A 26,950-nucleotide genomic window follows, 5' to 3' on the forward strand; every position below is an offset into this window, starting at 1 on the left:
TCACAATTCGCGTCGCGCAGCCGCAAACCCTCCCGCAGCGCAAACCCCAAATAGAATAAACGCCCGAACCAGAGCCGAGGACTTCCGAAATGACGCTGATGCAGGTCGAGCTGGACGACAAATACCGGCTCGAATCGAAGCGGATCTTCCTGTCCGGAACGCAGGCCCTGGTCCGCTTGCCCATGTTGCAGCGCGAACGCGACCGACTTCAGGGCCTCAACACCGGCGGTTTCATCTCGGGCTATCGCGGCTCCCCGCTCGGCATGTACGACCACGCGTTGTGGCGTGCCAAATCGCACCTCCAGCAGCACGACATCGCCTTCGTCCCCGGCCTGAATGAGGATCTCGCGGCGACAGCCGTCTGGGGCAGCCAGCAGGTCGGCCTGTTTCCCGGTGCCAAGGTCGATGGCGTGTTCGGCATCTGGTACGGCAAGGGCCCCGGCGTCGACCGCTCGGTGGATGCACTCAAACATGCCAATGCGGCCGGCACCTCGCTCAATGGCGGCGTGCTGGCGCTCGCGGGTGACGACCACGGCTGCCAGTCCTCGACGCTGGCGCACCAGAGCGAGCAGGTGTTCGCGGCCGCGCTGATCCCCGTGATCAATCCCGCAACGCTCCAGGACTATCTCGATCTCGGCCTCTATGGCTTTGCGCTGTCCCGCTTCTCTGGTTGCTGGGTCGGCTTCAAGGCGATCAGCGAGACCGTCGAGAGCTCGGCCTCGATCTACAGCGATCCCGAACGCATCCAGATCAGGCTCCCCGATGATTTCGAGATGCCGCCCGGCGGCCTCAACATCCGCTGGCCTGACCCGCCGCTGGAAGCGGAGCGCCGCCTGTTCGGCCCGAAGATGGCGGCCGTGCAGGCTTTTGCCCGCGCCAACCAGCTCGACCGCATCGTGCTCGACTCCAAGCCGGCGCGGCTCGGCATCGTCGCGACCGGCAAGGCCTATCTCGATCTGCGCCAGGCGCTCGCCGACTTGGGGATCACCGACAAGGACGCGCAGGATCTCGGCTTGCGCATCTACAAGGTGGCGATGACCTGGCCGCTGGAGGAAAGCGGCGCGAAACGTTTCGCTGAAGGTCTTCAGGATGTGCTTGTCGTCGAGGAGAAGCGCGGCTTCATCGAAGACCAGCTCATGCGCATCCTCTACAATATCGATGCGTCCAGGCGCCCGACCGTCACGGGCAAGCGCGACGAGCGCGGCGCGCCGCTGCTGCCGAGCGAGGGCGAGTTGACGCCGACCATCGTCGCGGGCGCATTGGTGGCGCGCTTGCGCAAGCTCGGTCATCACAGCCCGGTGCTGGAGCAGCGGCTGGCGCGGCTAGAGGCTTTCGACAATCCTCTCACCACCAGCACGCAGATCAAGCTCGCGCGAACGCCGTTTTTCTGCTCGGGCTGCCCGCACAACACCTCGACGCGCGTGCCCGAGGGCAGCCGCGCCATGGCCGGCATCGGCTGCCACGGCATGGCCCTGAGCATGCCGACCCGGCGCACCGATCTGATCTCGCACATGGGTGCCGAGGGTGTGAACTGGATCGGCCAGTCGCCCTTCACCACCGAGACGCATATCTTTCAAAACCTTGGCGACGGCACCTATACCCACTCCGGCCTTCTGGCGCTGCGCGCCGCGTCCGCCGCCGGCATCAACATCACCTACAAGATCCTCTACAACGACGCCGTCGCGATGACCGGCGGCCAGCCCGCCGAAGGCGCCTTCAACGTCGCGCAGATCGCGCATCAGGTCTGGGCCGAGGGCGTGAAGCGGCTTGCGATCGTCTCGGACGATCCGAGCAAGTACCCGCAAGGCAACTACTTCCCGCAAGGCGCGACCATCCATCATCGCCGCGAGCTCGATGCCGTGCAGCGCGAGCTGCGCGACATCAAGGGCCTCACCGTCGTCATCTACGATCAGACCTGCGCCGCGGAAAAGCGCCGCCGCCGCAAGCGGGGGCTTTATCCCGATCCCGCAAAGCGCGCCTTCATCAACGAGCTCGTCTGCGAAGGCTGCGGCGACTGCTCGCAGGCCTCCAACTGCGTCTCGGTGCAACCGCTGGAAACCGAGTTCGGCCGCAAGCGCCAGATCGACCAGTCGAACTGCAACAAGGACTTTTCCTGCGTCGAGGGTTTTTGCCCGAGTTTTGTGACCGTGCATGGTGGTTCGCTGAAGCGCATGAAGACCTCGGCGGTGGACTCGGGTCAACTGTTCGCCGATTTGCCGCTGCCGCCCGCGCGTGAGCTCGACGGCCCCTACAACATCCTCGTCACCGGCATCGGCGGCACCGGCGTCATCACCATCGGTGCCCTGCTCGGCATGGCCGCCCATGTCGACGGCCGCGGCTGCTCGGCGCTGGACTTCACCGGCCTGTCGCAGAAGAACGGCGCGGTGATGAGCCATGTCCGCATCGCGCCGAAGCCGGAAGATATCTCGGCGGTCCGCATCACCACCGGCGGCGCCGACGTCATCCTGGGCTGCGACATGATCGTCTCGGCCGGCCCGACCGCTCTCAGCCGCGCCGAGCGCGGCGTGACCAGGGCCTACATCAATGCCGACCTGCAGCCGACCGCGAGCTTCGTGCAAAACCCCGATCTCGATTTCGAGATGGGCACGATGCAGACGGTGCTGCGCGACGCCGTCGGGGACAAGAACCTCGACATCATCGACGCGACCGGTATTGCCGCGGCGCTGATGGGCGACAGCATCGCCACCAATCCCTTCATGCTCGGCTTTGCCTTCCAGAAGGGCGCGATCCCGCTGTCGCTCGAAGCTCTGCTCCGCGCCATCGAGATCAACGGCGCCGCAATCGAGATGAACAAGCTCGCCTTCACCTGGGGTCGCCTCGCCGCCCACGACATGTCGCGGGTGCGCAGCGTGCTGCAGTTCAAGAACAGGGCGACCGCGCCGACCAAGTCGCTGGACGACATCATCGCGACCCGTGCTGAGTTCCTGACGGGCTATCAGGACAAGGCGTACGCGGATCGCTACCTCGCGGCAATCGCCAAGGTGCGCAAGGCGGAGAGCGCGGCTTCGCCCGCATCCACGGAGCTGACCGAGGCCGTCGCGAAAAACCTGTTCAAGCTGATGTCCTACAAGGACGAGTACGAGGTCGCACGGCTCTACACCGACGGCAGCTTTGCGAAAAAGGTGTCGGAAAAATTCGACGGCGACTTCACGCTGAAGTACCACCTCGCGCCACCGATCTTCGCGAAGCGCGACAAGACAACGGGCCGGCTCCAGAAGCAGGAATTCGGCGGCTGGATGATCCACGCCTTCCGCGTTCTCGCCAAGCTCAAGTTCCTGCGCGGCAGCGCATTCGATCCGTTCGGCCGCACCGAGGAACGCCGGACCGAGCGGAAGCTGGTCGCGGATTATCTCGGCATGATCGACCAGCGGATGGTCAGGCTGAAGGCGGAGCAGATTCCATTGCTGGCGCGCGTCGCGCGCGTGCCCGAGACCATCCGCGGCTTCGGTCACGTCAAGGAAGCCAACATCAAGCTGGCGGCGGCGGAGAGCGCGCGGCTCGAAGCGGAGCTGGAGAACAGCCGCTTCGCCGCGGCGGCGGAGTAGCAGTTAGAGACCGCGCTCTATCCACGTCATTGCGAGGAGCTCGCGACAAAATTGCGAAGCAATTTTGCGCTGATGCGACGAAGCAATCCAGACTGCCTCCGCGGAGGGATTTCTGGATTGCTTCGCTACGCTCGCAATGACGGGGATAGAGCGGGGGCTACAATCAGACAGCCGTCTTCGCGGCGGTTGGCGCCATTGCCGCCCCCTCCGCCAAATGACGCCCCGCGATATAGCCGAACGTCAGCGCCGGCCCGAGCGTGATGCCCGGCCCCGGATAGTTCCCATTCATGATCGAGGCCATGTCGTTGCCGCAGGCATAGAGGCCCGTGATCGGCGTGCCGTCCTCGCGCAGCACGCGCGCCTGTGCATCGACCTTCATGCCGATCGCCGTGCCGAGATCGGCCGGATGGATGCGCATCGCGAAAAACGGCGCGCGAGTGATCGGCGCAACGCATGGATTTGGCTTGTGTCCGGCATCGCCGAGGTGGCGCTGGTAGATGGTGCTGCCGCGACCGAATTCGCCATCGCGGCCCTCCTTCGCATCCGCATTGTAGCGCGCGACCGTCGCCGCGAGCGTCGGCGGCTTGATGCCGATCCTCGCCGCAAGCTGCGCAATGTCTGGCGCCTCGACCAGCTCACCGCTTGTCACATAGCGCCGATAGCTACGCGTGAAGGGCTTGATGCGGCCAAGGCCATAGCTCCAGAGAAACGGGCGGTCGCAGATCAGGTAGAACGGCCGGTCCCGCTCGTCATTGCCGTCGCGCAGCATCGCGAGCACGAACTCGTGGTAGGACAGCGCTTCGTTGACGAAGCGCCTGCCTGCTTCATTGACGGCGATCACGCCGGGCTTGGCGCGATCGGTCACCGTGTGCGGAAACACGCCACGGGTGCCGTCGGCCCGGCGGAACAGCGACGCCGGCACCCAATAGGCCGGGCTCGTCGCGTCCGTATTGAGCGCTGCCCCAGCCGTCATCGCAAGCCGAAGCCCGTCGCCTGCCCCTGATGTGTTGGTCGCCGAGATCAACCCGGCGCCGGCCGGGAAGAAGCGTTTGCGCAGGCTCGCATCGTGCGAGAAGCCGCCGGTGGCGAGCACCACGCCGCGCCGCGACGCGATCAGGCGATCGCGGGAACCGTGGCGGATCACCACACCGGCGACGCGATCGCCTTGCATCGACAAGTCCTCGACATCGGCGCTGAAGAGGATCTCGACCTGGCGCGCCAATAGCGAGGCATAGAGCCGCGCAGCGAGCGCATTGCCGAGATGCAGCGTCGTGCCGCGCGGCGCGCGCAAGCGCTGCCACGCATACGCGGAGACGAGACGTGCGGTGCGCAGTGTCGAGCGCAGCGATTTTCCGGCCCGGCGCAAATGCGGGATGTCGAGGCGGTTGACCATCATCCCGCCGAACAGCGTGAACTCCGGCAGCGGTGCCCGCAAACGCGCGAAAGCCTTGCCCAGCCGCGTGCCGTTGAAAGCGACCGGCTCCAGCACGCGGCCGCCCGCCGTCGCACCCAGCCGCTCCGGATAATAATCCGGATAGGCTTTCACCGGCTGGAGCCGCACCTCGGTGTTGGCTTCGAGATAGGCGATCGCCTCCGGTCCGCGCGCGAGGAAGGCGGCGCGCAGGCTGGCATTGGCAGGCTCGGGCACCGTGCTCGACAGATACTGCACGGCATCCGTGATGCTGTCGGACAGTCCCGCCTCTTTCATCCTGGCATTGGCGGGAATCCAGACCATGCCGCCGGACCATGCGGTGGTGCCGCCGACGAAGGCGGTCTTCTCGATCACCAGCACGCGCAGGCCTTCGGCCGCGGCCACTGCCGCCGCCGTCATGCCACCGGCACCGGCGCCGATGACGATGACGTCGTAGGTCTCATGCGCCGGCATCATGCGGCAGGCTTCCGAAGGCGAGGCATGACACCGTCATACCCCGCCCGCTGGCCCGCAGCTAGCGCGCCGGCTTACGCTCGACCGGGTCGATGTCGAAAGCCCGCAGGCGACCGAGCCGGAGCACGTCCATGGCGAGCCGCCGGCCGATCCGGTCGCGGTCGAGCACCCGGATCAGATCGTCGACGCCGTTGATCTCGACGCCATCAAGCTTGATGACGACGTCGCCGGACAACAGGCCCGCCTTCGCCGCAGGTCCATCAGGCTCGATCTGCATCAAGAGCGCGCCCATCTTGTTCTCTACGCCGGCCAGCACCGCGTGCCGCCGCGGGACCGGCGCGGTCTGCCCGGCGACGCCGATATAGGCGCGGCGGACATAGCCGTGGCGGATGATCTCCGACAGCACGAATTGCGCGGTGTTGCTGGCAACGGCGAAGCAGATGCCTTGGGCACCGTTGATGATGGCGGTGTTGATGCCGATCACCTCGGCATTCGACGACACCAGCGGGCCGCCGGAATTGCCGGGGTTGAGCGCGGCATCGGTCTGGATCACGTCCTCGATGGTGCGCCCGCTCACCGAGCGGATCGAGCGCCCCAGCGCCGAGACCACGCCGGCGGTCACGGTCGACTCGAAACCGAGCGGATTGCCGATCGCGATCACGAGCTGGCCGCGCCGCAACGTCTTGGAGTTGCCGAGCGCGGCATAGGGCAAGTCGCGCACGCCATTGGCACGCAGCAGCGCAAGGTCGGTGTCGGGATCGACACCAAGCACCCGGGCGTCGCCGACATGGCCCTCGACGTCGCGCAGCCGGATCTCCCTGGAGGAGCCGACCACATGGCTGTTGGTGAGCACGAGTCCGTCAGGCGAGATCACGATGCCGGAGCCGAGCCCGCCTCGCTCGCGGCCGTTCGGCACCTTTGGCCCGGTCTCGACGCGCACGACCGCAGGGCCGACCCGGTCGGTTACGTCGATAACGGCATTGGAATAGGCGTCCAGCAGGGCCCGGTCATCGACCGGGGTAGCCGCCGTCGTTCGCGATGACGGTGCGTCATCGGCGATCTCTGAGGTGAAGTCCAACATGGCAAGAGTCCTTGAGGCTCACACAGATGGTGGCCTGTTCCCCCTGGCGCAAGGTGCCCGCCTGGGGCGCAAGACTGGACTGCCCGGGTGGCTAGGGCGCCCGTCGCAACGTGCCAGACCTGGCCTTGACCGGATCGAGCAACGACCAATCGCCGTCCGGAAGCACGTGGCCCTTGGGGAATGGGGCGCGCAGCTCGATCCCGAGCGAACGCAGCACACGGTCGTCGCGGTAGTAGCATTGCAGCACGACACGGACGAGCGTTGCGGCGGCCGCGCCGCCGTTCTTGCGAAACTCCTGCGCCACCGCATCGCGCCTGGCAGCATCGAGTTCGGCGAGCGGCAGGCCTGCCAGCCGCGCCAGATGATCCAGCGCGGCCATGACCTGCTTCGTATCGCGGCCGAGCGTTGCCAGCATATCGGCCTGGATCGCGGGATCGTCGGCGCCGGGCACACGGTATTCCTCGCTTGCCGGGATGATCATGGCCGAAACAGTGCGCAAGTCCTGGCGCTGCCGCGGCGTGAGGGAAACGTAATCAGTCATGGCGTCCTCTTCTGGCGCAGCGATGATGGTCTGCTCCCTCCCCCGCTTGCGGGGGAGGGTTGGGGAGAGGGTATCTCCACAGAGGGCCCCCCTGTGGGGAGACAGCCCTCACCCGGCGCGTTGCGCCGACCTCTCCCGCACGCGGGAGAGGTGCACCGAGCACGCAGCTGCGTTTGAATGAAATCATTCTCAGTCGAACAGATTGGCGAGGCGCTGCTTCATCTGGTCGGCGATGTAGAGCGCGAGGGCCTGGATGGTGGAGGTCGGGTTCACCCCGCCCGAGGTGACGAAGATGCTTCCGTCGACGATGAAGAGATTCTTCACGTCGTGCGTCCGCCCCCATTCGTTGACCACGGAGCGTTCGGGGTCGGTGCCCATCCGCGCCGTGCCGAGCAGGTGCCAGCCTCCCCAGGGAATCGGCGAGTTGATGCAGATGTCGGTGGCTCCTGCCGTCTCGAGGATCTCGCGGCCGCGGGCCAGCGCATGCTCCATCATCTTCCGGCTGTTCTCGGAGATCGTGTAGTCGATCTTCGGCGCCGGAATACCGTGGCCGTCCTTCAGCACAGGATCGAGCGTGACCTGGTTGTGCTCTTCGGGGAGGTCCTCGCAAATGGCGGAGAATCCCAGCCGATGGCCGTTGAGCTTGCGGAACACGCCGTGATGATCCGCGCCCCAGGGCAGGATGCCCTTCTGCTCGCTGACGACGGCCTCGAACACCGGCCCTGCCCCGCGCACGAACTGCACGCCATAGCCGCGCACGAAGCCGCGCGACAGGTCCGTGTCATACCACTCCTTGCTCCACAGGCAGGTCGGCGGCGCGCGATTGGAGTCGGTCGGCTCCTTCACATAGCCGTAGATCTGCGCATAGGGGTGGAACATCAGGTTCTTGCCGACGAGGCCCGACGAATTGGCAAGGCCCTTCGGAAAGCGCGAGGAGGCCGAATTCAGCAGCAGCCGCGGCGTGCCGACGCCGTTGCAGGCGATGATGACGACATGCGCGGGCTGAAACTGTTCGACACCGTCCTTGTCGTAATAGACCACGCCCGAGGCCATGCCGTTCTCGTCGGTGGTGATCTCGCGCACCCGGCAGTGGGTGCGCAGCTCGACACCGGCGCGCACCGCATGCGGCCAATAGGTGATGTCGGTAGAGGACTTTGCGCCTTGCGCGCAGGCCGGCGTGCAATGGCCGAGATTGATGCAGCGCGCCCGGCCCTCATAGTCCATCGTTGCGACCGTGGTGTCCGACGGCCACCAGTGCCAGCCCAGCTTGTTCATGGCCTTGCCGATGATGGCGCCGGACAGTCCGAGCGGCTGTTGCGGCATCGGCGGATGCGTCAGCGGCGAGAGCGGATCGCCTGACAGCCCCGACGTCCCCATGATCCGGTCGTTCTCTTCGAAGAACGGGGTCAGCGCGTCGTAGTCGATCGGCCAGTCGTCGGCGACGCCGTCGAGCGTCTTCACCTTGAAATCGGAGGGATGCAGCCGCGGCCAGTGCGCGGTGTACATCACCGTCGAGCCGCCGACGGCGTTGTAGTTGACCACCTTGATCGGTGAATTGTCATCGTTGATCGGGTAGTCCTCGGGACGGCCGCGAACGTTGGGGCTCGACGACCATTCGCCGTAGAACTTGGCCTCCCAGTCACGCCCCGTGCTGGGATATTCCGCCGGGTTCATCCAGCCGCCCTGCTCCAGGCAGAGAATATGCATCTTGGTCTCGGCCAGCGACCACGCCACCGCCGCGCCCGAAGCGCCGGCACCGATGATCAGGACGTCCACGGGGTCTTTCATCGCAACCTTTTCCTCCCCCTCGCCGCTTTCCGGGCGATTCGACCTTTCGCTCTCCGCGAGGCTCGCGAACGATAGGATCAGAGCAACGGCCGAGTAAAGCCGCGAGGCCGGAATGTCACACTTCGCAGAGCGCAGACCATTGGTATCGCCCCCATCCGGATGCTAGGAACAGGGCGCACGCGCCATCGATAGCGAGACCGTATGTCCTTCCAGAAATTCTTTGCCACCGCCCGCGCTTTTGCGCTCGTTTCGCTTTTCGCCGTGTCCGGATTTCTGGCCTGTTCCGGGCCAGTCTCAGCGCTGACTGGCGCCGCGACGGTCCGTGACGGCAACTCCATCCAGGTTGGCGACGTCACCTATCGGCTCGACGGCGTCGACGCGCCCGAACTGGACCAAGTCTGCATCGACGATCACGCCGATTCCTGGACCTGTGGCATCGAGGCCCGCGACCAGCTGGCGAAGCTGATCGGCAAACGAACGGTGCGCTGCGACGATGTCGGGCCGGAAAAGAGCTTTGGCAAGCGCCACCGCGCCATCTGCACGGCCGACGGCGACAAGACCAGCTTGAACGAGCAGCTGATCAAGCTCGGCTTCGCCATCGCGCGCGAGCCGATCAAGGCCAACGTCAAGCCGGCCGCGACTGAAGCCAAGACGGCGGCGGCTGGGATCTGGAAAGGTTGCTTTGTTGCACCGCAAGATTTTCGCACCGGCAAGAAGGACGGCGCGCTCCTCGGCAACGCCTGCCGCCCGGACCGCGACAAGGAAATCCGTGCCGTGCTGTTCCCGGAGGAGCTGACGATGCCGCCGAGTTGCAGCATCAAGGGCAAGCTCGCGGTGCGCGCGCGCGTCACTGGCAATATCGGCATCTATCATCTGCGGGGGTGCCCGAGCTATCCGGCGACCACCAAGCCGGACCGCTGGTTCTGCTCGGAGGACGACGCCCAGGCGGCCGGCTTCCGCAAGGCCTATAATTGCCGCCGGCCAAAGTGAAAAGTTCGATCACACAGCTGTGAGTAGTATTCCGAGACCGTATTGATCCGGAATTGAACCGAATCGAGAGTTGCTGCACCTAATGAACATACGCAAGCGCCTTGCGCGAGCGTGTTCCTTGGCAGCAATCCGGCTTCGGCCCGATTGCCTTGCTCGGGCGTTTCCTCCCTAGACTTGGGCCGCTTGTCATCACAAGCGGCTCTTCTTTTTTGTGCATCAATACTAATCGAGACCGTCATGCCCGGACTTGTCCCGGGCATCCAAGTTCTTCGCGCCGAAGAGCAAGACGTGGATGGCCGGGTCAAGCCCGGCCATGACGACGTGGAAACGTCAGCACATCAAAACGTTTTGTTCTATCGCCATCAATGACCTACTGCCGCATCATGATGCGGTCCATCGGCGGCATGTTGGCGTTGAGATGCGCCATGATCCAGACGGTTCCTCCGACCACCAGGAAGACGACGAGAAGCCCGAAGGCGAGCGCCAGCACGTTGTTGGTGTTGTCGGGGCCGGTGGTGATGTGCAGGAAGAACACCAAATGCACGCCCATCTGCGCGATCGCGAGCACGATCAGCGCGACGGGAATGGAAGGTTGCCAGACCAGATCGGTTCCAGCGATGAAGAACGACGTCGCCGTGAGCAGCAGCGCCAGGACAAGGCCGACGACGTAACCGAGGATGCGGGTGCCGAGACTGTGTTGCTCTTCCTCGCCGGGCGCGAGGTCATGGTCGGTCCGCGCATGCGTCTGATCGCTCATACCGCACTCCCAAGCAGGTAGACGACGGAGAAGACCCCGACCCAGATGATGTCGAGCGCATGCCAGAACAGCGCAAAGCACATCATCCGGCGCAAGACGTCGGCGCGAAAGCCCTTTGCGAACACCTGGGCCATCATGGTGAGGAGCCATAGCACGCCGGCCGAGACGTGCAGACCGTGGCAGCCGACCAGCGAGAAGAACGCGGTCAGGAACGCGCTGCGCGACGGGCCGTAGCCGCGCGCGACGAGATCGGCGAATTCGCGGAACTCGATGACGAGGAATATGAGCCCGAGCACGCAGGTCACGGTCATGCCGAGATAGAACCAGAACCGGTTGCGCACATCGGCCGCGATGCTGGCCATGCCGCAGGTGAAGCTCGACAGCAACAGGCAGACTGTCTCGATCGCGACGTTCTTCTGCTCGAAGATCTCCGCGCCCTTCGGGCCGCCGGCGGTCTGGCCGACCAGCACCGCATAGGCTGCAAAGAAGCAGGAGAACATCACGATGTCCGAGAGCAGGAAGACCCAGAAGCCGTAGGCGGTCACGATCCGCTTCGACGCGGGTCCGGGATGCTCGATGATGACGCCGATGTGATGGGGATCGGCGTGCGCGTGGCCGGCGGTTGCGGTCATCGCCATCAGGCTGCTCCCGCCATGCTGACGAGCTTGCGCCGTTCCTCGAGATTGATGCGGTCTATCGCTGCGACCTCGTCGGCCGGAATGACGTACTCATCATGGTCGCGCCAGGCGAACACGACGAAGGTCGCGAAGGCGCCGAGGCCGCCCAGGATCACCATCCACCAGATGTGCCAGATCAGCGCAAAGCCCATGACGGTGGCGAAGAACGCGCAGACAAAGCCGGTCGGCGAGTTCCGGGGCATCTCGATATCATGATATTCGGGCTCCTCACGCTCCAGCGATTGCTGCTGGGCACGGGCCTTCATGTCCCAATAGGCATCCTCGCCGCGCACGTCAGGATTGAACGCGAAATTGAACGCCGGCGGCGGCGACGAGGTCGCCCATTCCAGCGAGCGCCCGTCCCAGGGATCGCCGGTGCGGTCGCGCAAGGCCTCGCGGTTGCGGATGCTGACGACGAGTTGCACGATCTGGCAGATCACACCGATCGTCAGCACCGCCATGCCGATCGCTGCAACGATCATCCAGGGCCGCCACGCCGCGACGTCATAATGTTGCATGCGCCGCGTCATGCCGAGCATGCCAGCGATATAGAGCGGGACGAAGGTGATGAAGAAGCCGAGGAAGGTGAACCAGAACCCGGCCTTGCCCCAGCGTTCGTCGAGGCGGAAACCGAACGCCTTCGGAAACCAGTATTCGAAGCCGGCGAAGGCGCCGAACAGCACGCCGCCGATGATGACGTTGTGGAAGTGCGCCACCAGGAACATGCTGTTGTGGAGCATGAAGTCGGCCGGCGGCACCGCGAGCAGGACGCCCGTCAATCCGCCGACGATGAAGGTCACCATGAAGCCGACCGCCCACAGCATCGGCGTCGCGAAGCGGATGCGGCCGCCATACATCGTGAACAGCCAGTTGTAGATCTTCACCCCCGTCGGCACCGCGATGATCATGCTGGCGATGCCGAAGATGGCGTTGACGTCGGGCCCTGCTCCCATCGTGAAGAAATGATGCAGCCAGACCATGAAGGAGATGACGCAGATCGCCATGGTGGCGAGCACCATCGAGCGGTAGCCGAACAGCGCCTTGCCGGAAAAGGTCGAGACCACCTCGGAGAAGATGCCGAAGGCCGGCAGCACCAGGATGTAAACCTCCGGATGGCCCCAGGCCCAGATCAAATTCATGAACATCATGACGTTGCCGCCGGCCTCGTTGGTGAAGAAGTGGAAGCCGAGGTAGCGGTCGAGCAAGAGCATCGCGAGCGTGGCGGTGAGGATCGGAAAGGCTGCGACGATGAGGAGATTTGAGGCCAGCGTGGTCCAGCAGAACATCGGCATGCGCAGATAGTTCATGCCCCGGGTGCGCAGCTTCAGCACCGTGGTGACGAGATTGATGCCGGCCACCAGCGTCCCGACGCCCGAGATCTGGAGTGACCAGGCATAGTAATCGACGCCGACGCCTGGCGAGTAGGACAATTCCGACAGCGGTGGAAAGGCGAGCCAGCCGGTGCGGGCGAATTCGCCGACCACGAGCGAAATATTGACCAGCAGCGCGCCGGTCGCGGTCAGCCAGAAGCCGACCGAATTCAGCGTCGGGAAAGCGACATCGCGCACGCCGAGTTGGAGCGGCACGATCAGGTTCATCAGCCCGATCACGAACGGCATCGCCACGAAGAAGATCATGATGGTGCCGTGCGCCGAAAATATCTGGTTGTAGTGCTCGGGCGGCAGATAACCCTGCGACTGGTAGGCAACCGCCTGCTGGATCCGCATCATGATGGCATCGCTGCCGCCGCGCAGCAGCATCACCGAGGCCAGCAGCACGTACATGACGCCGATGCGCTTGTGATCGACGCTGGTGATCCATTCGCTCCAGAGATAGGGCAGATGTCCCTTCACCACGACCCAGGCCAGCACGGCAAGGATCGCGACCAGCACCACCGCGCCCGCGGCAAGCGGAATCGGCTGATCGAATGGAATGGCCGACCAATCGAGCTTACCGAGCATCGTGGCCTCCACTGTGCGGACGGCCGGCATCGGAGAGCAGCTCCGGCCCGGGCCCCGGCGGAATGTGCTGGGTCGCGATCAGGTCGAACAAGCGCGGGTCTTCGAGGCGGTAGACCGGCCGGCCCTTCTCGATGCCCTGCTGCATCAGCTTCTTGTAGCTGTCCGCATTCAGCACGGCATCGGTCTTTGCGGTGGTCGCCACCCAGTCCGGAAAGGCGAGCGGCGAGACCACGTTGACGTCGAACATCATGTCGGGGAATCCGTCGCCGGAGAAATGCGCGGACAGGCCCTGGAGCTTGCCTTCATTGTCGGCGCGCAGGTTCAGCTTCGTCACCATGCCGTTCATGGTGTAGATCATGCTGCCGAGCTGGGGGATGAAGAACGTGTTCATCACGCTCGACGATGTCAGCTGGAAATTCAGCTCGGCCCCGGCCGGTACCGTCAACGTGTTGACGGTGGCGATGCCCTGGTCCGGATAGATGAACAGCCATTTCCAGTCGAGCGAGACGGCCTGGATGCGCACCGGGCTGCCGGTGCCCGGCACGGGCGCCGCGGGATCGAGCTGGTGCGAGCCGATCCAGGCGACGCCGCCGAGCAGGATGACGGTAAGCGCCGGGATCGCCCACACCACCATCTCGACGCGCCCGGAATAGACGAAGTCGGGCTGGAAGCGCGCCTTCGGATTCGACGCGCGAAACCAGAACGCGAAGCCCAGGATCGCGATGATGGTCGGCACCACGATCACGAGCATGATGAAGACGGAATCGACCAGGATGGTGCTGTTGGCCGCAGCCACAGGTCCTTGCGGATCGAGCAGATTCATCGGCAAGCCACTGGCGGTTGGAAAGCCCCGAGCGGAAGCGTAGCGCGAAACACGCCCCCGCACCAAATGCAGTTGTATGACGGCGGTTCCGAAAGCCGTCTTTCAGAACCGCCCGATCTCGCGTGACGGCATGCAATTCCATGCGATGTCAATGACATGAGCGCGGGGCGGCCGGCCTTCTCACTGCCGTGCCCCGTTGCTATCGTCGGCAAAAGCAGCGGGATGGAACGAGATGCAGGGCCCCGAGGATGATGCTGGCCTCGCCGGCAAGGTGGCGCTTATCAGCGGCGGTGGCGCTGCGGGGGACGGCATCGGCAACGGCCGCGCTGCAGCAATCCTGCTCGCCCGCGCCGGCGTGAAAGTGCTGGTGGCCGATCGCGACCTTGAGCTCGCCGAGCGCACCGTGGAGATGATCACCGCCGAGGGCGGCACCGCTGCGGCCCATGGCGGCGACGTCACCAGCGAAGCCGATTGCAAGGCGCTCGTCGAAGCCGCGCTCGACCTCTGGGGCCGGCTTGATTTCCTCGACAACAATGTCGGCATCGGCAGCCGCGGCAATGTGGTCGACGAGGCGCCTGAACAATATCGCCGCGTCATGCAGGTCAATGTCGAGACCATGTTCCTGCTCTCGAAGCACGCGATCCCGGCCATGATCAAGACCGCCAAGGGCGGTGCGATCGTCAACATCTCATCGATCTCGGCGCTCAGACCGCGCGGGCTCACGACCTACACGACCTCGAAGGCCGCGATCATTGGCCTCACGCGCGCGATGGCGGTCGATCACGGCCGCGACAACATCCGCGTCAACTGCATCTGCCCGGGTCCGATGTACACGCCGATGGTCTATGCCCGCGGCATGAGCGAACAGGCCCGCGCACAGCGGGCCAAGGCCTCGGTGCTGAAGACCGAAGGCACTGGCTGGGACGTCGGCCATGCCGTCAAATTCCTGCTCAGCAATTTTGCACGCTACATCACCGGCCAGGTGCTGGTGGTCGACGGCGGCGTGACGCTGCAAGCACCCGAACGCGAGTCACAAGACCACTGACAAGGGGAACACAGCGATGGCACGCCTGCCCTATCTCGAGGCCGACCAGGTCGCGCCCGAATATCGCGACATGCTCAAGCGCAACACCAACCTGCACAAGCTCCTGGTCAACTCGCCAGAGATGGCGCGCGCCTTCAACGGCATCGGCGGCTATATCCGCTTCAAGAGCAAGCTCGACCCGCGCCTGCGCGAGCTTGCGATCCTCCAGGTCGGCTGGATGGAGAAGTCGGAATACGAGTTCACCCATCATGTGAAGATCGGCAAGGAGTTCGGCGTCATCGACGCGGACATCGCCGGCCTGATGGCGGAAACCGAGGGCAAGTCGTCCACGCTCGAACCGCTCGCAAGAGCGATCCTGAAGGGCACCCGCGAGATGGTGCGCGAGCTCGCGATGTCGGATGCCACCTTCGCCGAGATCAAGCAGCATCTCTCCGACGAGCACATGGTCGATCTCGTGCTCACCATCGCCTTCTATTGCGGCGTGGTGCGCGTGCTCGCGACGATGAAGATCGATAACGAGCCCTATTACAAAGAGGTACTCCAGCAGTACCCGATCCCGGGAGTGAATTGACATGCGCTTGAAGGACAAGGTTGCGATCGTGGTCGGGGCCGGGCAAAGTCCCGGCGAAGGCATGGGCAACGGCCGCGCCACTGCGCTCACCTTCGCGCGCGAGGGTGCAAAGGTTCTGTGTGTCGATCATCATCTGGAATCGGCTCAGGAAACGGTTGCGATGATCACCGCCGCGAAGCAGGGCAGCGCCGCAGCCTTCAAGGCCGATGTCACGAAATCCGCCGACATCAAGGCGATGGTGGCGGACGCGCAGTCACGCTGGGGCCGGATCGACGTGCTGCACAACAATGTCGGCGTCAGCCTGTCGGGCGGCGATGCCGAATTGCTGCAACTGACCGAAGAGGCATTCGACCGCGTCGTCGCCATCAATCTCAAGAGCTGCATCCTCGCCGCGAAAGAGGTGATCCCGATCATGCGCGCGCAACGAAGCGGCGCCATCATCAACATCTCCTCGATGGCCGCGATCACGACCTATCCTTACGTCGCCTACAAGGCGACGAAGTCGGCGATGATCGCCTTCACCGAACAGCTCGCCTACCAGAACGCCGAATACGGCATCCGCGCCAACGTCATCCTGCCCGGCCTGATGAACACGCCGATGGCAGTCGACACCCGCGCCCGCGAATGGCACAAGACCCGCGCCGAGGTCGAAGCCGAGCGCGACAGCAAGGTGCCACTGCGCAGGAAGATGGGCACCGGATGGGACGTCGCCAACGCCGCGCTGTTTCTGGCCTCGGACGAGGCGAACTTCATCACCGGCGTGACGCTGCCGGTGGATGGCGGGGCGAGCGTGAGGCGGGGCTGATTCTTCTCCCTCTCCCCGTTCTTACGGGGAGAGGGTCGGGGTGAGGGGCTGCTTCCACGAAAACGCTGAGAGTTGGACTCGTGGAGAGTCCCCCTCACCCGGAATTTGCTCTCGCAAATTCCGGCCTCTCCCCGCACGCGGGGAGAGGCGAAGAGAGCTCGCTCACCGCGGCGCGCTTGTCACTCGCCAGATCGTGCCGTTGCCATCTTCCGACACCAGCAACGATCCGTCCCTTGCCACGGCCACTCCCACCGGCCTGCCCCACACCTCGGTGTCGCTCACGACGAACCCGGTGACGAAATCCTCATATTCGCCGGTCGCCTTGCCGTCCTTCATCTTGATGCGGATCACCTTGTAGCCAGTGCGCTTCGACCGGTTCCAGGAGCCGTGTTCGGCGGCGAAGGCGTCTCCCTGATACTCGGATGGAAACTGCGTGCCCTGGTAGAAGGTCATGCCGAGCGAGGCCGAATGCGGCTGGACCAGCACGTCCGGCACCGTCACCTTGTCTTTGAGGTCCGGACGCGCGCCGGTGTGTCGCGGGTCTTCGTTGTTGCCGATATAGAACCAGGGCCAGCCATAGAAGCCGCCCTCCTTCACGCTGGTCACGTAGTCGGGCACGAGGTCGTCACCGAGGCCGTCGCGTTCGTTGGTGGAGCACCAGGGCATGCCGGTCTGCGGCTGGACCGCGAGGCCGACGCAATTGCGGATGCCGGTGGCGTAGATCTTTCGCTCCTTGCCATCGGGATTGAAGGCCAGCACGGTCGCGCGCTCCGTCTCGCTCGCCCAGGCAGCACCAAGCGGTTGCGCTTTTGACCAGGCCTCCAATCCGCCCGGCGGCGTGCCCATCCCCTCGGCGACGTTGCTGAGCGAGCCGACCGACACCAGCATGCGCTTGTTGTCAGGCGTGAAGACGATGTCGCGGGTGGAATGGCCACCGTCATGCGGCAGGCTTGCCACGATCGTCTCCGCCTTGCCGCGCGCCTTGAGATCGCCGGCCTGGTAGGGAAAGCGAACGACGCTGTCGGTATTGGCGACATAGACCCATTGCGGATTGTCGCCGTTCGGGAAGAACGCGATGCCGAAGGGTTGCCTCAGTCCGCCGGCGAACACCTCGTTGGTCGCGACCTTGCCGCCCTCTCCCGCGCGAAGCACGCGGATGTTGCCGGCCCGCGTCTCCGCGACGAAGACATCACCGTTCGGCGCAACCCGCACGATACGCGGCGCGCGCAAGCCTTCGGCGAACAGCTCGATCTTGAAACCCGAGGGCACCTGGAGGGCCGCCTCTGACGGTCGCGGCACCACGCGCGAGAAGCTTGCAACCGACCGCGAGGCGCCGGGCCTGACGAGATCCTGCGGCCGGATCAGCCTGATTGTGCCGGGCTTGTCGGCCTGCCAATCGCCATAGGCGTCCTTGCCCTGCAGCACCGGCTCAGCCTGCACGCCAGCTGCAACAGCGACCAGCAGCCCCGCGGATATCGCCGCGGACGAAATCCTGTTCTTCACGTCTGCTTCCTCCCCACCTGTGTCCGGCGTCAACGCCGAACATCCGCAAACGTTCTGCGGCAGGTCAAACACCTGCCGCATCCAACGTCCGCTCATGCCTGCACGATGTGCATCAGGTGCAACCCATCGTACTGGAAAACGCCGCGGATAGGTGCGACACATTGTAAGAGCGGGGGTTGCAGGCATCAAAGCTGCGGCATCGCCGTCGCAATTGATGGGGTGATCATGTGGGGATCCGTCGTATCGGAATGGGCGAGCCTGCTGCTCCGCTGGCTGCACGTGGTTGCTGCCATCGCGTGGATCGGCAGTTCCTTCTATTTCATCGCCCTCGATCTCGGCCTCAGGTCGAGGCGCGACCTGCCTGATGGCGTGCAGGGCGAAGCCTGGCAGGTCCACGGCGGCGGCTTCTACCGGATCATGAAATATCTGGTGGCCCCGCACCAGATGCCGGACGAGCTGACCTGGTTCAAATGGGAGGCCTACACCACCTGGCTGTCCGGCTTCGCGTTGATGGTGGTGGTGTATTATCTCGAGGCCGATCTGTTCCTGGTCGACAAGTCCATCCTCGACCTCACGCCATTCCAGGCCGGGTTGTTCAGCTTCTTCAGCCTCGCTCTGGCGTGGCTGCTTTATGAAACCGCCTGCCGCACCGGGCTTGCGCAGCGCGAGCTGCCCTTTGCCATCGGCGGCTATCTGTTCCTGGTCGCACTGACCTACGCCTTCACCCATGTGCTGAGCGGCCGTGGCGCCTTCAACCAGATCGGCGCGATCATCGGCACCATCATGGTCGCCAACGTCTTCGCCCTGATCATCCCGAACCAGAAGAAGATCGTGGCGGCGCTAATTGCGGGACAGGCGCCCGATCCAAAACTCGGCAAGGCCAGCAAGGAGCGCTCGGTCCACAACAACTACCTGACGCTTCCCGTGGTCGTGCTGATGATCAGCAATCACTATCCCCTGCTCTATGCCACGCGCTTCAATTGGATCATCGTCGCCATCATCCTGGCGCTCGGCCCCGTGATCCGCCACTTCTTCAACGAGCGACACGCGGGGCGCAAATCGCCGTGGTGGGTGTGGGGCGTGGCAGCGATCGGCGTGATCGCGATCCTCTTCCTCTCCGCAGCCGGGCCGCGCGCCGTCAAGACGGGCACGCTCGCGGCGCAGCCGACGCTCGCCAATGTCGAGGAGATCGTGATGTCCCGCTGTAGCATGTGCCACGCGGCCGAGCCGGTCTGGGCCGGCATCGTCACCGCGCCGAAAGGCATCCTGCTCGATGCCCCCGAACACATCCATCGCAATATCCGCCTGATCGGTCGCGTCGCAGCCTGGTCGAATGCGATGCCGCCGGGCAACATCACCGAGATGACCAGCGAGGAGCGCGCCATCCTTGCAGCCTATCTCGAGCGGGTGCGCTGACGCGCGTCGCACGAAGGCGCGTTGCGCGGAATGAAATTCCGCATCTTGCCCTGAATTGAAAATGACTTGGCCGCCTATCCGGCGTAGACATGACCGGCGGCCGCCGGCGCGGTCCCAAAGTCAGTTTGCAATCGGGGAAAGAACAGTGGCCCTCAAGAACATCATCGGTATCGACCACGCCGTGGTCATGGTGAAGGACCTCGACAAGGCCGCGGAGAACTACCGGCAGCTCGGGTTCACCGTTTCCCCGCGCGGCACCCACAGCGCGCATATGGGCACCGGCAACTACACCATCATGTTCGACCCCGACTATATGGAGCTGCTCGGCGTGCTCGTGGCGACCGAGCAGAATGCGCCGGCGCGCACCTTCCTCGACAAGCAGGGCGAGGGCATTGAGCGCATTGCCTTCACCGCAGTCGATTCCGCGGCCGGCGCGGAGGAGATCCGCGCGCGGGGCCTGACACCGATCGGCCCGACCGATTTCGAGCGGCCGGTGACTCTGCCTGACGGCACGGTCTCGGCGGCAAGGTTTCGCACCTTCATGTGGCCGACCGCGGAAGCGCCGGGCGGCGTGCGCATCTTCGCCTGCCAGCACAAGACTCGCGAGACCGTGTGGATCCCTGACTTGATGAAGCATGCCAATGCGGCCAGGCGGATCAAGCAGACGCTGATCGCAACGCCTGAGCCCGCGAAGGAAGCCGCGCATCTCGGCCGGCTGATCGACCGCGAGCCGAAGGCAGAGGCGGACGGCGCGGTCACCGTGCCCTCCGGCGGCGATCGCGCCGACTTCGTCTATCTGACGCTGGACCAGCTCCGCGAACGCTTCCCCGGCGTGCCACTCGCAGGCCTCTCCGAACGTGGCGGCGCGGCGCTGGTGCTCGTGAGCGGCGATCTCGCGGCCACCGAGAAAGCGCTGGGATCGGTCGCAGTGCGCAGCGGAGCTGCGATCTGCGTGCCGCCGGCCAAGGCCAACGGCACCCTGCTCGCCTTCGTTGCCGGCTGATTTTAACTAATTCTTTAACAAGCGTTTACCCGGCAGGCCTAGGATTCCCAGGCATTTCACGCTGCCCGGGGTCAAGCGCATGTTCAAAGAGGGATCGCCGATCGCCTATGACGCGCCGGCCGAGCTGAAGAAATGGCCGTCGCTGAAGGGCGAGAGGCAGAAGGACCGAGGTCCGCCCTATCTCGTCTACAACGGCACGCTCGCCGACTGCGTGCGCGAGCTCATGGGCAAGCCGATCAAGGGCATCTCGCTCTACGACATCATGACGAGGCCGCAGGCCGCCTTCGATCAGACCGTGCTATCGCCCGGCGATGCCGCCGAGATCGCGATGCGCAAGGATTTCCCCCAGGACTGATACAAGGCCGAATTCAAGAACTATTTCAAGGCTCGCCTGCCGGGCGTCTTGCCCTGTTGCTTCGAGGAGGATTCCGTCGGCGCATCGAGGAAGACCACGGGTGTACCGCGCTTGACGTTCTCGCCGATCGCACGAACGTCCCAGTTGGTGAGCCTGACGCAGCCGTGAGAGGCGGACTTGCTGACCCTGTCGGGCTCGGCCGTTCCATGAATGCCGTAGCCCTGCGCCGACAGGCCGATCCAGTATGACCCCACCGGATTGTTCGGACCCGGCTTGACCTCGAACGGCTGCCGCGATTTGACACTGTCGAACCTGTACTCGGGATTGTAGTGATAGGTCGGCTTGTCGTTGGTCGAGGTGACCTTGAGCGTTCCTTGCGGCGTTGGACGGTCCGGGCTGCCGATGGATGCGGGATAGAACGCGACCAGACGATCGGTCGCGTCGAAGGCCCGCAGCGTTTCATTCTTCTTGTCGACCTCGAGCCGCGCAATGCGCGGCAGCTCTCGCCGTGCAGCAACGTTTGCAACGACGATCGTCTCCTCCGCCTTGTCGAAGGACTTTGCCGGATTGAGCGTGCGTAGCAGATCCGCGCTCATGTGGAATTTCTCGGCGAGCTCTTCGAGCGGGCTGGTGTAGCTCAGCGCCTTCAACGATTTCATGTCTTCCAGCTTCGCCGGCAATTCCTTGAGGAACGGCCCCTTCACGTCAGCGTCGGTGATTCTGTAATCGACGACGACAGGCCCCTCGCTCGCTGCGTTCAGCTTGTCCCAGAGCTCCGGCGTAATGGTCTTGTCTGAGACAATTCCGTTCTGCTCGGCGAACGCCTTGACCGCCTTCTGCGCGTTCTCGCCGAGCTTGCCGTCGATTTCGCCGGGCGAGAACTGCGCGCGATCGAGCAGGACCTGAAGCTTCACGACCGAGGCGTTGAGCTTGTCGGAGGGTGGGGACTTTGCGGGACGCGCCGCATCATTCACAGCGGATGCATCGAGATTGCCCGCGAGCGCCGGGCAGATGAACCACAGCGACATCACCGCGCCAAGCATCCATCGCATCATCATCGCTCGTTCCAATTCGCAAATCATGATCCCGCAGAACCGCGGGGAGTTCTGTTCGGGAACACCGTAGTAACACCGGAGGAACCGACGAGATCGCAGCTTTGCCGCAATCGGAAGGTTAAGAACTTCCTATCGCCGGTGCATCGCTGGCCGTTCATCCCACAGTTCGAAGGTTGTCCACGCAAATGCGATTTGTCGTCGCGGCTTGCGCCGCGTTTCTGATTCTGATGTGCGACCTCGATCCGTCGGCGTCTCGGCAAACATCCCTTGTCGACCACACCGTTCCTCAGAACAATCAAGCCTCCCCACTTGTTCCAGTGGTTGAGCTCTTCCTGACCAGCGTGCAGGCCATCGAGCTCGCCAACGCACGCGCGGCGTATGAGGAGATGCCGGATCCGTCGCGAGCGATCGAACCTGTCGTGCCGGCGCCGCCTTCGCCGACTGAGCGATTCTGTCACGCGCTTCGGGAGGCGGCCGAGGCCAGCGGCATCCCGGTGCCCTTCTTCGCCCGCCTGATTTGGCAGGAGAGCCGCTTCAAGTCCAACGAGGTCAGCCAGGCCGGCGCACAGGGCGTGGCGCAATTCATGCCGGGGACGGCCGCCGAGGTCGGGCTCGATGATCCCTTCAATCCGATGAAGGCGCTGCCGGCATCGGCCAAATTCCTGCGCAAGCTGCGCGACGATTTCGGCAATCTCGGCCTCGCCGCGGCCGCCTACAACGCAGGGCCCGGCCGGATCCAGAAGTGGCTTGCCAAGGAGAGCGAGCTGCCGCGCGAGACGCGCGACTATGTCCGCATCATCACCGGCACCAGGGCCGAGGACTGGACCGAACGCGCGGAGGCCCTCGCGATCCGGATCGACCTGCCGCGCGAAGCGCCCTGCGAAGGCATCGGCAGCCTGTCGAAGGCGAAGGACGTCGCCTGGGTTCCGGTGAACCTGACGCCATCGGTCACGACCATCATTCGCAAGGCCGAACAGCTTGCCGCGCGGCTGACGAATCGCGCCCGCAAGCGGTTTGCAAGCTTGCCCCAGAAGAACGCTTCGGCTCACGGCAAGGCACGCAGCATGATTGCAGCACGCGCGGCCGGAAAGAGTGCGAAGGCCCGCGCCGTTCGCCTGGCTTCACGCGAACGACCGTCCGGTTAGTTCGTTCGGAGCCGCCCGCCCGAGCGGCTCCGACATCCATCGTGCCAGTCGATCTCCTCGATCACGCGACGTTCGCCCGGTTCGATGACATAGGTCCTGGTGTCGCGGTGGATATAGCGATATTCCCGCAGAATCCGGCGCGTCCCGATAGACCGTGGTCGGGAATTCCTCCACCTCGACGCTGTCGGGGAGCCGGTCACCGACGCGGATGTCCGTGCGTGCGGTGCTCCCGGTGGTCCGCTTCTCGCTCCGCGCTTCGGTGCGGGTTTTCGCATGCTTGCGGATCGCCTCGCGGTCGCGATCCGAAAACTTGCTAGACGTGCCGGCCGCTCACTCCCTTTCGTGCTGTTTGGCGTTGGTTACCAACCTGAGCTAAGACGCCGAGTTCCAGTTTTTTCCCGAACGAACCTCCGCCGCGCCTGCACGGAACCTGCAATGCCATCGAAGAGCGCCGGGATCATTGCCTATCGGAAGCGCCGGAGGCTCGAGGTTCTCCTCGTTCATCCCGGAGGCCCGTTCTGGCGCAACAAGGATCTCGGCGCATGGTCGATCCCGAAGGGCGAGTATGCGGACGAGGAAGATGCGGAAATCGCCGCACGGCGGGAGTTTGCCGAAGAGCTTGGGCTCGAGCTGTCCGTGCCGCTGATCGCGCTTGGTCAGGTCAAGCAGCGCGGGGGCAAGCTCGTCACTGCGTTCGCAGCCGAGCTCGATCTCGACGTGCGCGACATTCGCAGCAACAATTTCGAGATCGAATGGCCGCCACGCAGCGGCAAACGGCAGACCTTCCCGGAGGTCGACCGCGCCGAATGGTTCACGCTCGAAGAGGCGCAGGAGAGGATCAACGCAGGACAACGCCCATTGCTTGATCGGCTGGAGCAATTGGCCGGCGGCGAATAGGCGCGTCGCGACGCGCCGCTCACACCGGCTGCTCGTCGTCCGTCACCGGCGACGTCACCACGAGGAACACGAGATCGGTGAGGCCCGAATTCGAGATCGCGTGCTCGACGCCGGGCGGCAGGAAGATCACGTCGTGCTTGCGCACGACATGGTTCTTGCCTGATATCTCCATCAGTCCCTCGCCGTCGAGCACGTGATAGACCTGCTCCTGCACCTTGTGATGATGCCGCGCGACATAGGCCATCGGCTGGTACATCGAGATGCGGTAGTCGATGCGGCGCGAGCCCGCGGTCTCCGGCATCACCAGCGGCTTCGACAGCGCGCCGCCGAAATGATTGGGAAATTCGCGCCAGGGCACCTCGGCAATGTTGCGGATGAAGGCGCCGTTGCTGTCATCGGCCATGATCGTGCTCCCTCGTCTCAGTTCACCAGCGCGCCGCCATCGAGATAGACGATCGAGCCCGTGGCAAAGCCGTTGGCCATCAAGCTCGATATCTGCTGCGCGATGTCCTCGGCCATGCCGACGCGGCCGACCGGCAGCGTCGCGGCGGTCTTGGTCAGCATCTCCCTTCGCGCCGCTTCCGGCATCGCAGCCCTGATCGGCGTATCGATCACGCCGGGCGAGACCGCGTTGACACGCACAGGCGCAAGCTCCAGTGCGAGCGCGCGGGCGAGCGATTCCAGCGCACCGTTCGCCGCGCTGATGATCGCCGAATTCGGCCGCGGCCGGACGCTGAGGAAACCCGTGACCAGCGTCAGCGAACCGCCGGGCCGGATCTCGGCCGCGCGCGCGACGCGCCAGGCGCCCCAGAATTTGCCTTCCATGGTGGCGCGGACGTCCTCCATCGCAACCGTCTTGAACGGCCCGGTGCGAAGCTGCGCCGCGGTGAGCACGACATGATCGACGGGACCTGTGCGTCGAAATAGTTCAGCGACGCTCTGGTCGCTGGTGACGTCGGCGGAAATCGCCGTCACCTTGAGCCGTTCGGCGACGGGATCGAGCTTCGCCGCGCTACGCGAGGCGATGACGACCTCCGCGCCCTGGCTCTTGGCGAGCTCCGCCGTGGCGAGACCAATGCCTGAGGAGCCCCCGACCACAACGACCTTCTTGCCTGCGAGCGTCATTCCCGATCTCCCGATAGTCTCGTTGATTGGTGAGGCCGCACGATCAGCCCGGCTGGAAGCGCGTGCCGATGCCCGCCTTGCTCTGGCCGAGGCCCGGCAATTCCCAGACGCCGGCGCCGGCCGGATTGACGTCGGCGGCGATGTCGACGTCGATCAGATAGGGCCGGTTGGCGGCAATCCCCTTGCGGATTGCCTCGCCGAGGTCCGCGGCGCGATCGACCCGCACGCCCTCGACCCCACAGGCGCGCGCCATCGCCGCGAAATCCGGATTGTAGCGTTCTCCCGTCTCGGGGTGCTTGAAGTCGGTGGCAAGCTCGCGGCCGCCGAGATAGCCGCGCTGCAGCCCGCGGATCGAGGCATAGGCGTAATTGTTCCAGACCACCCAGACCACCGGCAGATTGTATTCGACCGCCGTGCCCAACACGTTGGCGTGCATGAAGAACGCGCCGTCGCCGCACACCGACACGCACGGACGATCGGGCGCGGCGAACTTCGCACCCATCACGCCGGCGACGCCAAAGCCCATCGGGCCGAAGCCCATCGAACCGATCAGCGAGTCCGGCCGCTTCGGCTTACAGAATCCGAGAAGCCAGTTGTGATGCACGCCGATGTCCGAGACGAGGATCGCATCCTCGGGCAGTGCCTTGTCGATCTCGGCGGCCGCGCGCTGCGGATTGATCGGCGTCGAATCGTCGGAAAAGCCGGGCGCGACGAACTTGTCCCATTCTTTGCGATAGCCGTCGATCTGCGCCAGCCATTTCTTGCGCGCATCGGACTTCTTGAACAAATTGTCGCGGCGATCGAGCTCGGCATGGACCTGGCGCAGGAAGGTGCGGACGTCGGCCATCAATCCGAGCGCGACGGGATAGTTGCGGCCGATCTCCTCGGGGTCGATGTCGACGTGGATCAGCTTCGTCGGTGGGATCGTGAAGGAGTAGCCGGGGATCCACGAGCTCGAGGTGCGATCGTCGAAGCGGACGCCGAGCGCGAGCAGCACGTCGGCCTGACGCGCGGCGTGATTGGCCTGGTAGTGCCCGGCGCGCGCGACGAGGCCGAGAGCCAGCGGATGATTGACGTCGAGCGCACCGAGGCCGCTCGCGGACGCCGCCACGGGAATCTGAAGCCGTTCGGCAAGCTTGCGCAACTCATCGGCGGCCCCGCCATAACGCACGCCCTGCCCGACCAGCATCACCGGCCGCTCGGCCGACAGCAGCATGTCGACCGCCTTCTCAACTCCATCGGGATCGGCGCCGCAGCGGCTGGAGATATTCGCATTCCACTCGATCGCCTTCGGCGCCTCTTCAGCCGCCGATTCCATGAAGACGTCGAAGGGCACGTCGACCACCACGGGCCCCGTCCGTCCCGTGATCATGGTTTTCCAGGCTTGCCGCACCGCGAGCGGCACCATCTCGCCACGCGTGGGCTGGAACACCTTCTTGCAGATCGTGCGCACCGTGGACGGAAAGTCGGCCTGATGGTGTCGGTACATTTCCTGGAACGCACCGCGGTTGAACTGGCTGGTCGGTACGTTGCCGGTGATCGCCATGAACGGCACGGAATCGAGAAAGGCATTGGCGAGCGAGATCGGCAGATTGGCCGAGCCCGGCCCGCACGAGGTGAAGGTCGCCGTCGGCCTGCCCGAGACGCGGTAATAGACGTCGGCCATGAAGCCGGCGACGCTCTCGTGATGCACGGAGATCGTCTTGATCTCGGATGAGCGCTCATACAACGCGTCGATGAACTGGATGTTGCCGTGGCCGCACAGGCCGAACACCTGCGGCACCTTCTCCTGGATCAGGTAATCGACGATGACCTGGGCGCCATTGAGCATGTTCTTCGACATCGACCGTCTCCCTCAGCCCGCGACTTCTTGTGGACCGGCGCGGAGAACACGGCACGGTCGTCGTTAGGCCGCAGGCACCCTATTTCTCATAATGCTGTACGTCAATTTATATTGTGAT

At 64.6% G+C, this 26,950-nt stretch carries 23 protein-coding genes and 2 pseudogenes; 11 read left to right on the top strand and 14 right to left on the bottom strand.

Annotated elements, in window-relative coordinates; all coding sequences use genetic code 11:
- Positions 1-74: 74 nt before the first annotated feature.
- Positions 75-3,566: pseudogene (locus NLM27_RS21450) on the top strand (indolepyruvate ferredoxin oxidoreductase family protein); the annotation flags it as partial.
- A gap of 163 nt (positions 3,567-3,729) precedes the next feature.
- Here NLM27_RS21450 and NLM27_RS21455 read toward each other — a convergent pair.
- The 4 genes from NLM27_RS21455 to NLM27_RS21470 form a co-directional block, all read right to left on the bottom strand.
- A complete protein-coding gene (locus tag NLM27_RS21455) occupies positions 3,730-5,454 on the bottom strand; it encodes an FAD-dependent oxidoreductase (RefSeq protein WP_254145207.1) in 1,725 nt (574 codons plus the stop codon).
- Positions 5,455-5,512: 58 nt separating this feature from the next.
- Positions 5,513-6,532, bottom strand: coding sequence for a S1C family serine protease (locus NLM27_RS21460; RefSeq protein ID WP_254145208.1), 1,020 nt, complete (start codon positions 6,530-6,532; stop codon positions 5,513-5,515).
- 91 nt (positions 6,533-6,623) lie between these two features.
- On the bottom strand, positions 6,624-7,073 hold the full coding sequence (locus NLM27_RS21465) for a gluconate 2-dehydrogenase subunit 3 family protein (RefSeq protein WP_254145209.1): 450 nt from the start codon (positions 7,071-7,073) through the stop codon (positions 6,624-6,626).
- A 189-nt stretch (positions 7,074-7,262) separates the two neighbouring features.
- On the bottom strand, positions 7,263-8,861 hold the full coding sequence (locus NLM27_RS21470) for a GMC family oxidoreductase (RefSeq protein ID WP_254145210.1): 1,599 nt from the start codon (positions 8,859-8,861) through the stop codon (positions 7,263-7,265).
- A 201-nt stretch (positions 8,862-9,062) separates the two neighbouring features.
- Between NLM27_RS21470 and NLM27_RS21475 the strand changes: the two genes are divergently transcribed.
- On the top strand, positions 9,063-9,851 hold the full coding sequence (locus NLM27_RS21475) for a thermonuclease family protein (RefSeq protein WP_254145211.1): 789 nt from the start codon (positions 9,063-9,065) through the stop codon (positions 9,849-9,851).
- A gap of 237 nt (positions 9,852-10,088) precedes the next feature.
- Positions 10,089-10,220, top strand: coding sequence for a hypothetical protein (locus NLM27_RS43600; RefSeq protein WP_256569998.1), 132 nt, complete (start codon positions 10,089-10,091; stop codon positions 10,218-10,220).
- Position 10,221: 1 nt separating this feature from the next.
- On the opposite strand, the gene cyoD is transcribed toward NLM27_RS43600, so the two are convergent.
- Genes cyoD through NLM27_RS21495 form a run of 4 tightly spaced genes read right to left on the bottom strand, consistent with a single transcriptional unit; the run spans position 10,222 to position 14,069 of the window.
- Positions 10,222-10,608, bottom strand: a complete 387-nt coding sequence (cyoD, locus tag NLM27_RS21480; protein WP_254145212.1) for a cytochrome o ubiquinol oxidase subunit IV — start codon at positions 10,606-10,608, stop codon at positions 10,222-10,224.
- On the bottom strand, positions 10,605-11,246 hold the full coding sequence (locus NLM27_RS21485; protein WP_254145213.1) for a cytochrome (ubi)quinol oxidase subunit III: 642 nt from the start codon (positions 11,244-11,246) through the stop codon (positions 10,605-10,607). Before NLM27_RS21485 ends, cyoD begins: the two co-directional genes overlap by 4 nt.
- Entirely contained in the window at positions 11,246-13,246 is a 2,001-nt protein-coding gene (gene cyoB / locus NLM27_RS21490; protein ID WP_254145214.1) for a cytochrome o ubiquinol oxidase subunit I, read from the bottom strand. Before cyoB ends, NLM27_RS21485 begins: the two co-directional genes overlap by 1 nt.
- Positions 13,236-14,069, bottom strand: coding sequence for a cytochrome ubiquinol oxidase subunit II (locus tag NLM27_RS21495; RefSeq protein ID WP_254145215.1), 834 nt, complete (start codon positions 14,067-14,069; stop codon positions 13,236-13,238). Before NLM27_RS21495 ends, cyoB begins: the two co-directional genes overlap by 11 nt.
- A gap of 232 nt (positions 14,070-14,301) precedes the next feature.
- On the opposite strand from NLM27_RS21495, the gene NLM27_RS21500 reads away from it, so the two are divergent.
- Genes NLM27_RS21500 through NLM27_RS21510 form a run of 3 tightly spaced genes read left to right on the top strand, consistent with a single transcriptional unit; the run spans position 14,302 to position 16,490 of the window.
- On the top strand, positions 14,302-15,114 hold the full coding sequence (locus NLM27_RS21500; RefSeq protein ID WP_254145216.1) for an SDR family NAD(P)-dependent oxidoreductase: 813 nt from the start codon (positions 14,302-14,304) through the stop codon (positions 15,112-15,114).
- A gap of 16 nt (positions 15,115-15,130) precedes the next feature.
- A complete protein-coding gene (locus tag NLM27_RS21505; RefSeq protein WP_254145217.1) occupies positions 15,131-15,685 on the top strand; it encodes a carboxymuconolactone decarboxylase family protein in 555 nt (184 codons plus the stop codon).
- 1 nt (position 15,686) lies between these two features.
- On the top strand, positions 15,687-16,490 hold the full coding sequence (locus tag NLM27_RS21510; RefSeq protein WP_254145218.1) for an SDR family NAD(P)-dependent oxidoreductase: 804 nt from the start codon (positions 15,687-15,689) through the stop codon (positions 16,488-16,490).
- Positions 16,491-16,652: 162 nt separating this feature from the next.
- Here the strand turns inward: NLM27_RS21510 and NLM27_RS21515 are convergent, their stop codons facing one another.
- The gene (locus NLM27_RS21515; RefSeq protein ID WP_254145219.1) at positions 16,653-17,993 is read right to left on the bottom strand and encodes a PQQ-dependent sugar dehydrogenase; all 1,341 of its coding nucleotides are present in this window, start codon (positions 17,991-17,993) and stop codon (positions 16,653-16,655) included.
- Positions 17,994-18,218: 225 nt separating this feature from the next.
- On the opposite strand from NLM27_RS21515, the gene NLM27_RS21520 reads away from it, so the two are divergent.
- The 3 genes from NLM27_RS21520 (at position 18,219) to NLM27_RS21530 (ending at position 20,767) form a co-directional block, all read left to right on the top strand.
- A complete protein-coding gene (locus NLM27_RS21520; RefSeq protein WP_254145220.1) occupies positions 18,219-19,409 on the top strand; it encodes a urate hydroxylase PuuD in 1,191 nt (396 codons plus the stop codon).
- A 145-nt stretch (positions 19,410-19,554) separates the two neighbouring features.
- On the top strand, positions 19,555-20,412 hold the full coding sequence (locus NLM27_RS21525) for a VOC family protein (RefSeq protein ID WP_254145221.1): 858 nt from the start codon (positions 19,555-19,557) through the stop codon (positions 20,410-20,412).
- Between the two features lie 79 nt (positions 20,413-20,491).
- A complete protein-coding gene (locus NLM27_RS21530) occupies positions 20,492-20,767 on the top strand; it encodes a hypothetical protein (protein ID WP_254145222.1) in 276 nt (91 codons plus the stop codon).
- A gap of 20 nt (positions 20,768-20,787) precedes the next feature.
- Here NLM27_RS21530 and NLM27_RS21535 read toward each other — a convergent pair whose 3' ends face one another.
- Positions 20,788-21,822, bottom strand: a complete 1,035-nt coding sequence (locus NLM27_RS21535; RefSeq protein ID WP_254148893.1) for a L,D-transpeptidase — start codon at positions 21,820-21,822, stop codon at positions 20,788-20,790.
- A 185-nt stretch (positions 21,823-22,007) separates the two neighbouring features.
- On the opposite strand from NLM27_RS21535, the gene NLM27_RS21540 reads away from it, so the two are divergent.
- Positions 22,008-22,967, top strand: a complete 960-nt coding sequence (locus NLM27_RS21540) for a lytic transglycosylase domain-containing protein (protein ID WP_254145223.1) — start codon at positions 22,008-22,010, stop codon at positions 22,965-22,967.
- Here NLM27_RS21540 and NLM27_RS21545 read toward each other — a convergent pair.
- A pseudogene (locus NLM27_RS21545) lies at positions 22,964-23,288 on the bottom strand (DUF1236 domain-containing protein); the annotation flags it as partial. The gene NLM27_RS21540 and the pseudogene NLM27_RS21545 sit on opposite strands and share 4 nt — an antisense overlap.
- 114 nt (positions 23,289-23,402) lie before the next feature.
- Here NLM27_RS21545 and NLM27_RS21550 point away from each other — a divergent pair.
- Positions 23,403-23,864 carry an NUDIX domain-containing protein gene (locus NLM27_RS21550; protein ID WP_254148894.1) on the top strand — a complete coding sequence of 154 codons (462 nt, stop codon included), beginning with the start codon at positions 23,403-23,405 and terminating at the stop codon, positions 23,862-23,864.
- A 19-nt stretch (positions 23,865-23,883) separates the two neighbouring features.
- On the opposite strand, the gene NLM27_RS21555 is transcribed toward NLM27_RS21550, so the two are convergent.
- The 3 genes from NLM27_RS21555 to NLM27_RS21565 are packed head-to-tail and all read right to left on the bottom strand — an operon-like array spanning position 23,884 to position 26,832.
- Complete coding sequence (locus NLM27_RS21555) at positions 23,884-24,267, bottom strand: cupin domain-containing protein (RefSeq protein ID WP_254145224.1); 384 nt, start codon at positions 24,265-24,267, stop codon at positions 23,884-23,886.
- A gap of 17 nt (positions 24,268-24,284) precedes the next feature.
- Positions 24,285-24,989 carry an SDR family oxidoreductase gene (locus tag NLM27_RS21560; RefSeq protein ID WP_254145225.1) on the bottom strand — a complete coding sequence of 235 codons (705 nt, stop codon included), beginning with the start codon at positions 24,987-24,989 and terminating at the stop codon, positions 24,285-24,287.
- A 43-nt stretch (positions 24,990-25,032) separates the two neighbouring features.
- Positions 25,033-26,832, bottom strand: a complete 1,800-nt coding sequence (locus tag NLM27_RS21565) for a thiamine pyrophosphate-binding protein (protein ID WP_254145226.1) — start codon at positions 26,830-26,832, stop codon at positions 25,033-25,035.
- Between the last annotated feature and the right edge of the window lie 118 nt (positions 26,833-26,950).

This window comes from Bradyrhizobium sp. CCGB12 (assembly GCF_024199845.1).
Lineage (GTDB): Bacteria > Pseudomonadota > Alphaproteobacteria > Rhizobiales > Xanthobacteraceae > Bradyrhizobium.

Excerpts from the sequence above, each read along its gene's own strand:
- NLM27_RS21455 (WP_254145207.1), bottom strand. The coding sequence starts at position 5,454 with ATGATGCCGGCGCATGAGACCTACGACGTCATCGTCATCGGCGCCGGT.
- NLM27_RS21460 (WP_254145208.1), bottom strand. The coding sequence starts at position 6,532 with ATGTTGGACTTCACCTCAGAGATCGCCGATGACGCACCGTCATCGCGA.
- NLM27_RS21465 (WP_254145209.1), bottom strand. The coding sequence starts at position 7,073 with ATGACTGATTACGTTTCCCTCACGCCGCGGCAGCGCCAGGACTTGCGC.
- NLM27_RS21470 (WP_254145210.1), bottom strand. The coding sequence starts at position 8,861 with ATGAAAGACCCCGTGGACGTCCTGATCATCGGTGCCGGCGCTTCGGGC.
- NLM27_RS21475 (WP_254145211.1), top strand. The coding sequence starts at position 9,063 with ATGTCCTTCCAGAAATTCTTTGCCACCGCCCGCGCTTTTGCGCTCGTT.
- NLM27_RS43600 (WP_256569998.1), top strand. The coding sequence starts at position 10,089 with ATGCCCGGACTTGTCCCGGGCATCCAAGTTCTTCGCGCCGAAGAGCAA.
- cyoD (WP_254145212.1), bottom strand. The coding sequence starts at position 10,608 with ATGAGCGATCAGACGCATGCGCGGACCGACCATGACCTCGCGCCCGGC.
- NLM27_RS21485 (WP_254145213.1), bottom strand. The coding sequence starts at position 11,246 with ATGGCGATGACCGCAACCGCCGGCCACGCGCACGCCGATCCCCATCAC.
- cyoB (WP_254145214.1), bottom strand. The coding sequence starts at position 13,246 with ATGCTCGGTAAGCTCGATTGGTCGGCCATTCCATTCGATCAGCCGATT.
- NLM27_RS21495 (WP_254145215.1), bottom strand. The coding sequence starts at position 14,069 with ATGAATCTGCTCGATCCGCAAGGACCTGTGGCTGCGGCCAACAGCACC.
- NLM27_RS21500 (WP_254145216.1), top strand. The coding sequence starts at position 14,302 with ATGCAGGGCCCCGAGGATGATGCTGGCCTCGCCGGCAAGGTGGCGCTT.
- NLM27_RS21505 (WP_254145217.1), top strand. The coding sequence starts at position 15,131 with ATGGCACGCCTGCCCTATCTCGAGGCCGACCAGGTCGCGCCCGAATAT.
- NLM27_RS21510 (WP_254145218.1), top strand. The coding sequence starts at position 15,687 with ATGCGCTTGAAGGACAAGGTTGCGATCGTGGTCGGGGCCGGGCAAAGT.
- NLM27_RS21520 (WP_254145220.1), top strand. The coding sequence starts at position 18,219 with ATGTGGGGATCCGTCGTATCGGAATGGGCGAGCCTGCTGCTCCGCTGG.
- NLM27_RS21530 (WP_254145222.1), top strand. The coding sequence starts at position 20,492 with ATGTTCAAAGAGGGATCGCCGATCGCCTATGACGCGCCGGCCGAGCTG.
- NLM27_RS21535 (WP_254148893.1), bottom strand. The coding sequence starts at position 21,822 with ATGATGCGATGGATGCTTGGCGCGGTGATGTCGCTGTGGTTCATCTGC.
- NLM27_RS21540 (WP_254145223.1), top strand. The coding sequence starts at position 22,008 with ATGCGATTTGTCGTCGCGGCTTGCGCCGCGTTTCTGATTCTGATGTGC.
- NLM27_RS21550 (WP_254148894.1), top strand. The coding sequence starts at position 23,403 with ATGCCATCGAAGAGCGCCGGGATCATTGCCTATCGGAAGCGCCGGAGG.
- NLM27_RS21555 (WP_254145224.1), bottom strand. The coding sequence starts at position 24,267 with ATGGCCGATGACAGCAACGGCGCCTTCATCCGCAACATTGCCGAGGTG.
- NLM27_RS21560 (WP_254145225.1), bottom strand. The coding sequence starts at position 24,989 with ATGACGCTCGCAGGCAAGAAGGTCGTTGTGGTCGGGGGCTCCTCAGGC.
- NLM27_RS21565 (WP_254145226.1), bottom strand. The coding sequence starts at position 26,832 with ATGTCGAAGAACATGCTCAATGGCGCCCAGGTCATCGTCGATTACCTG.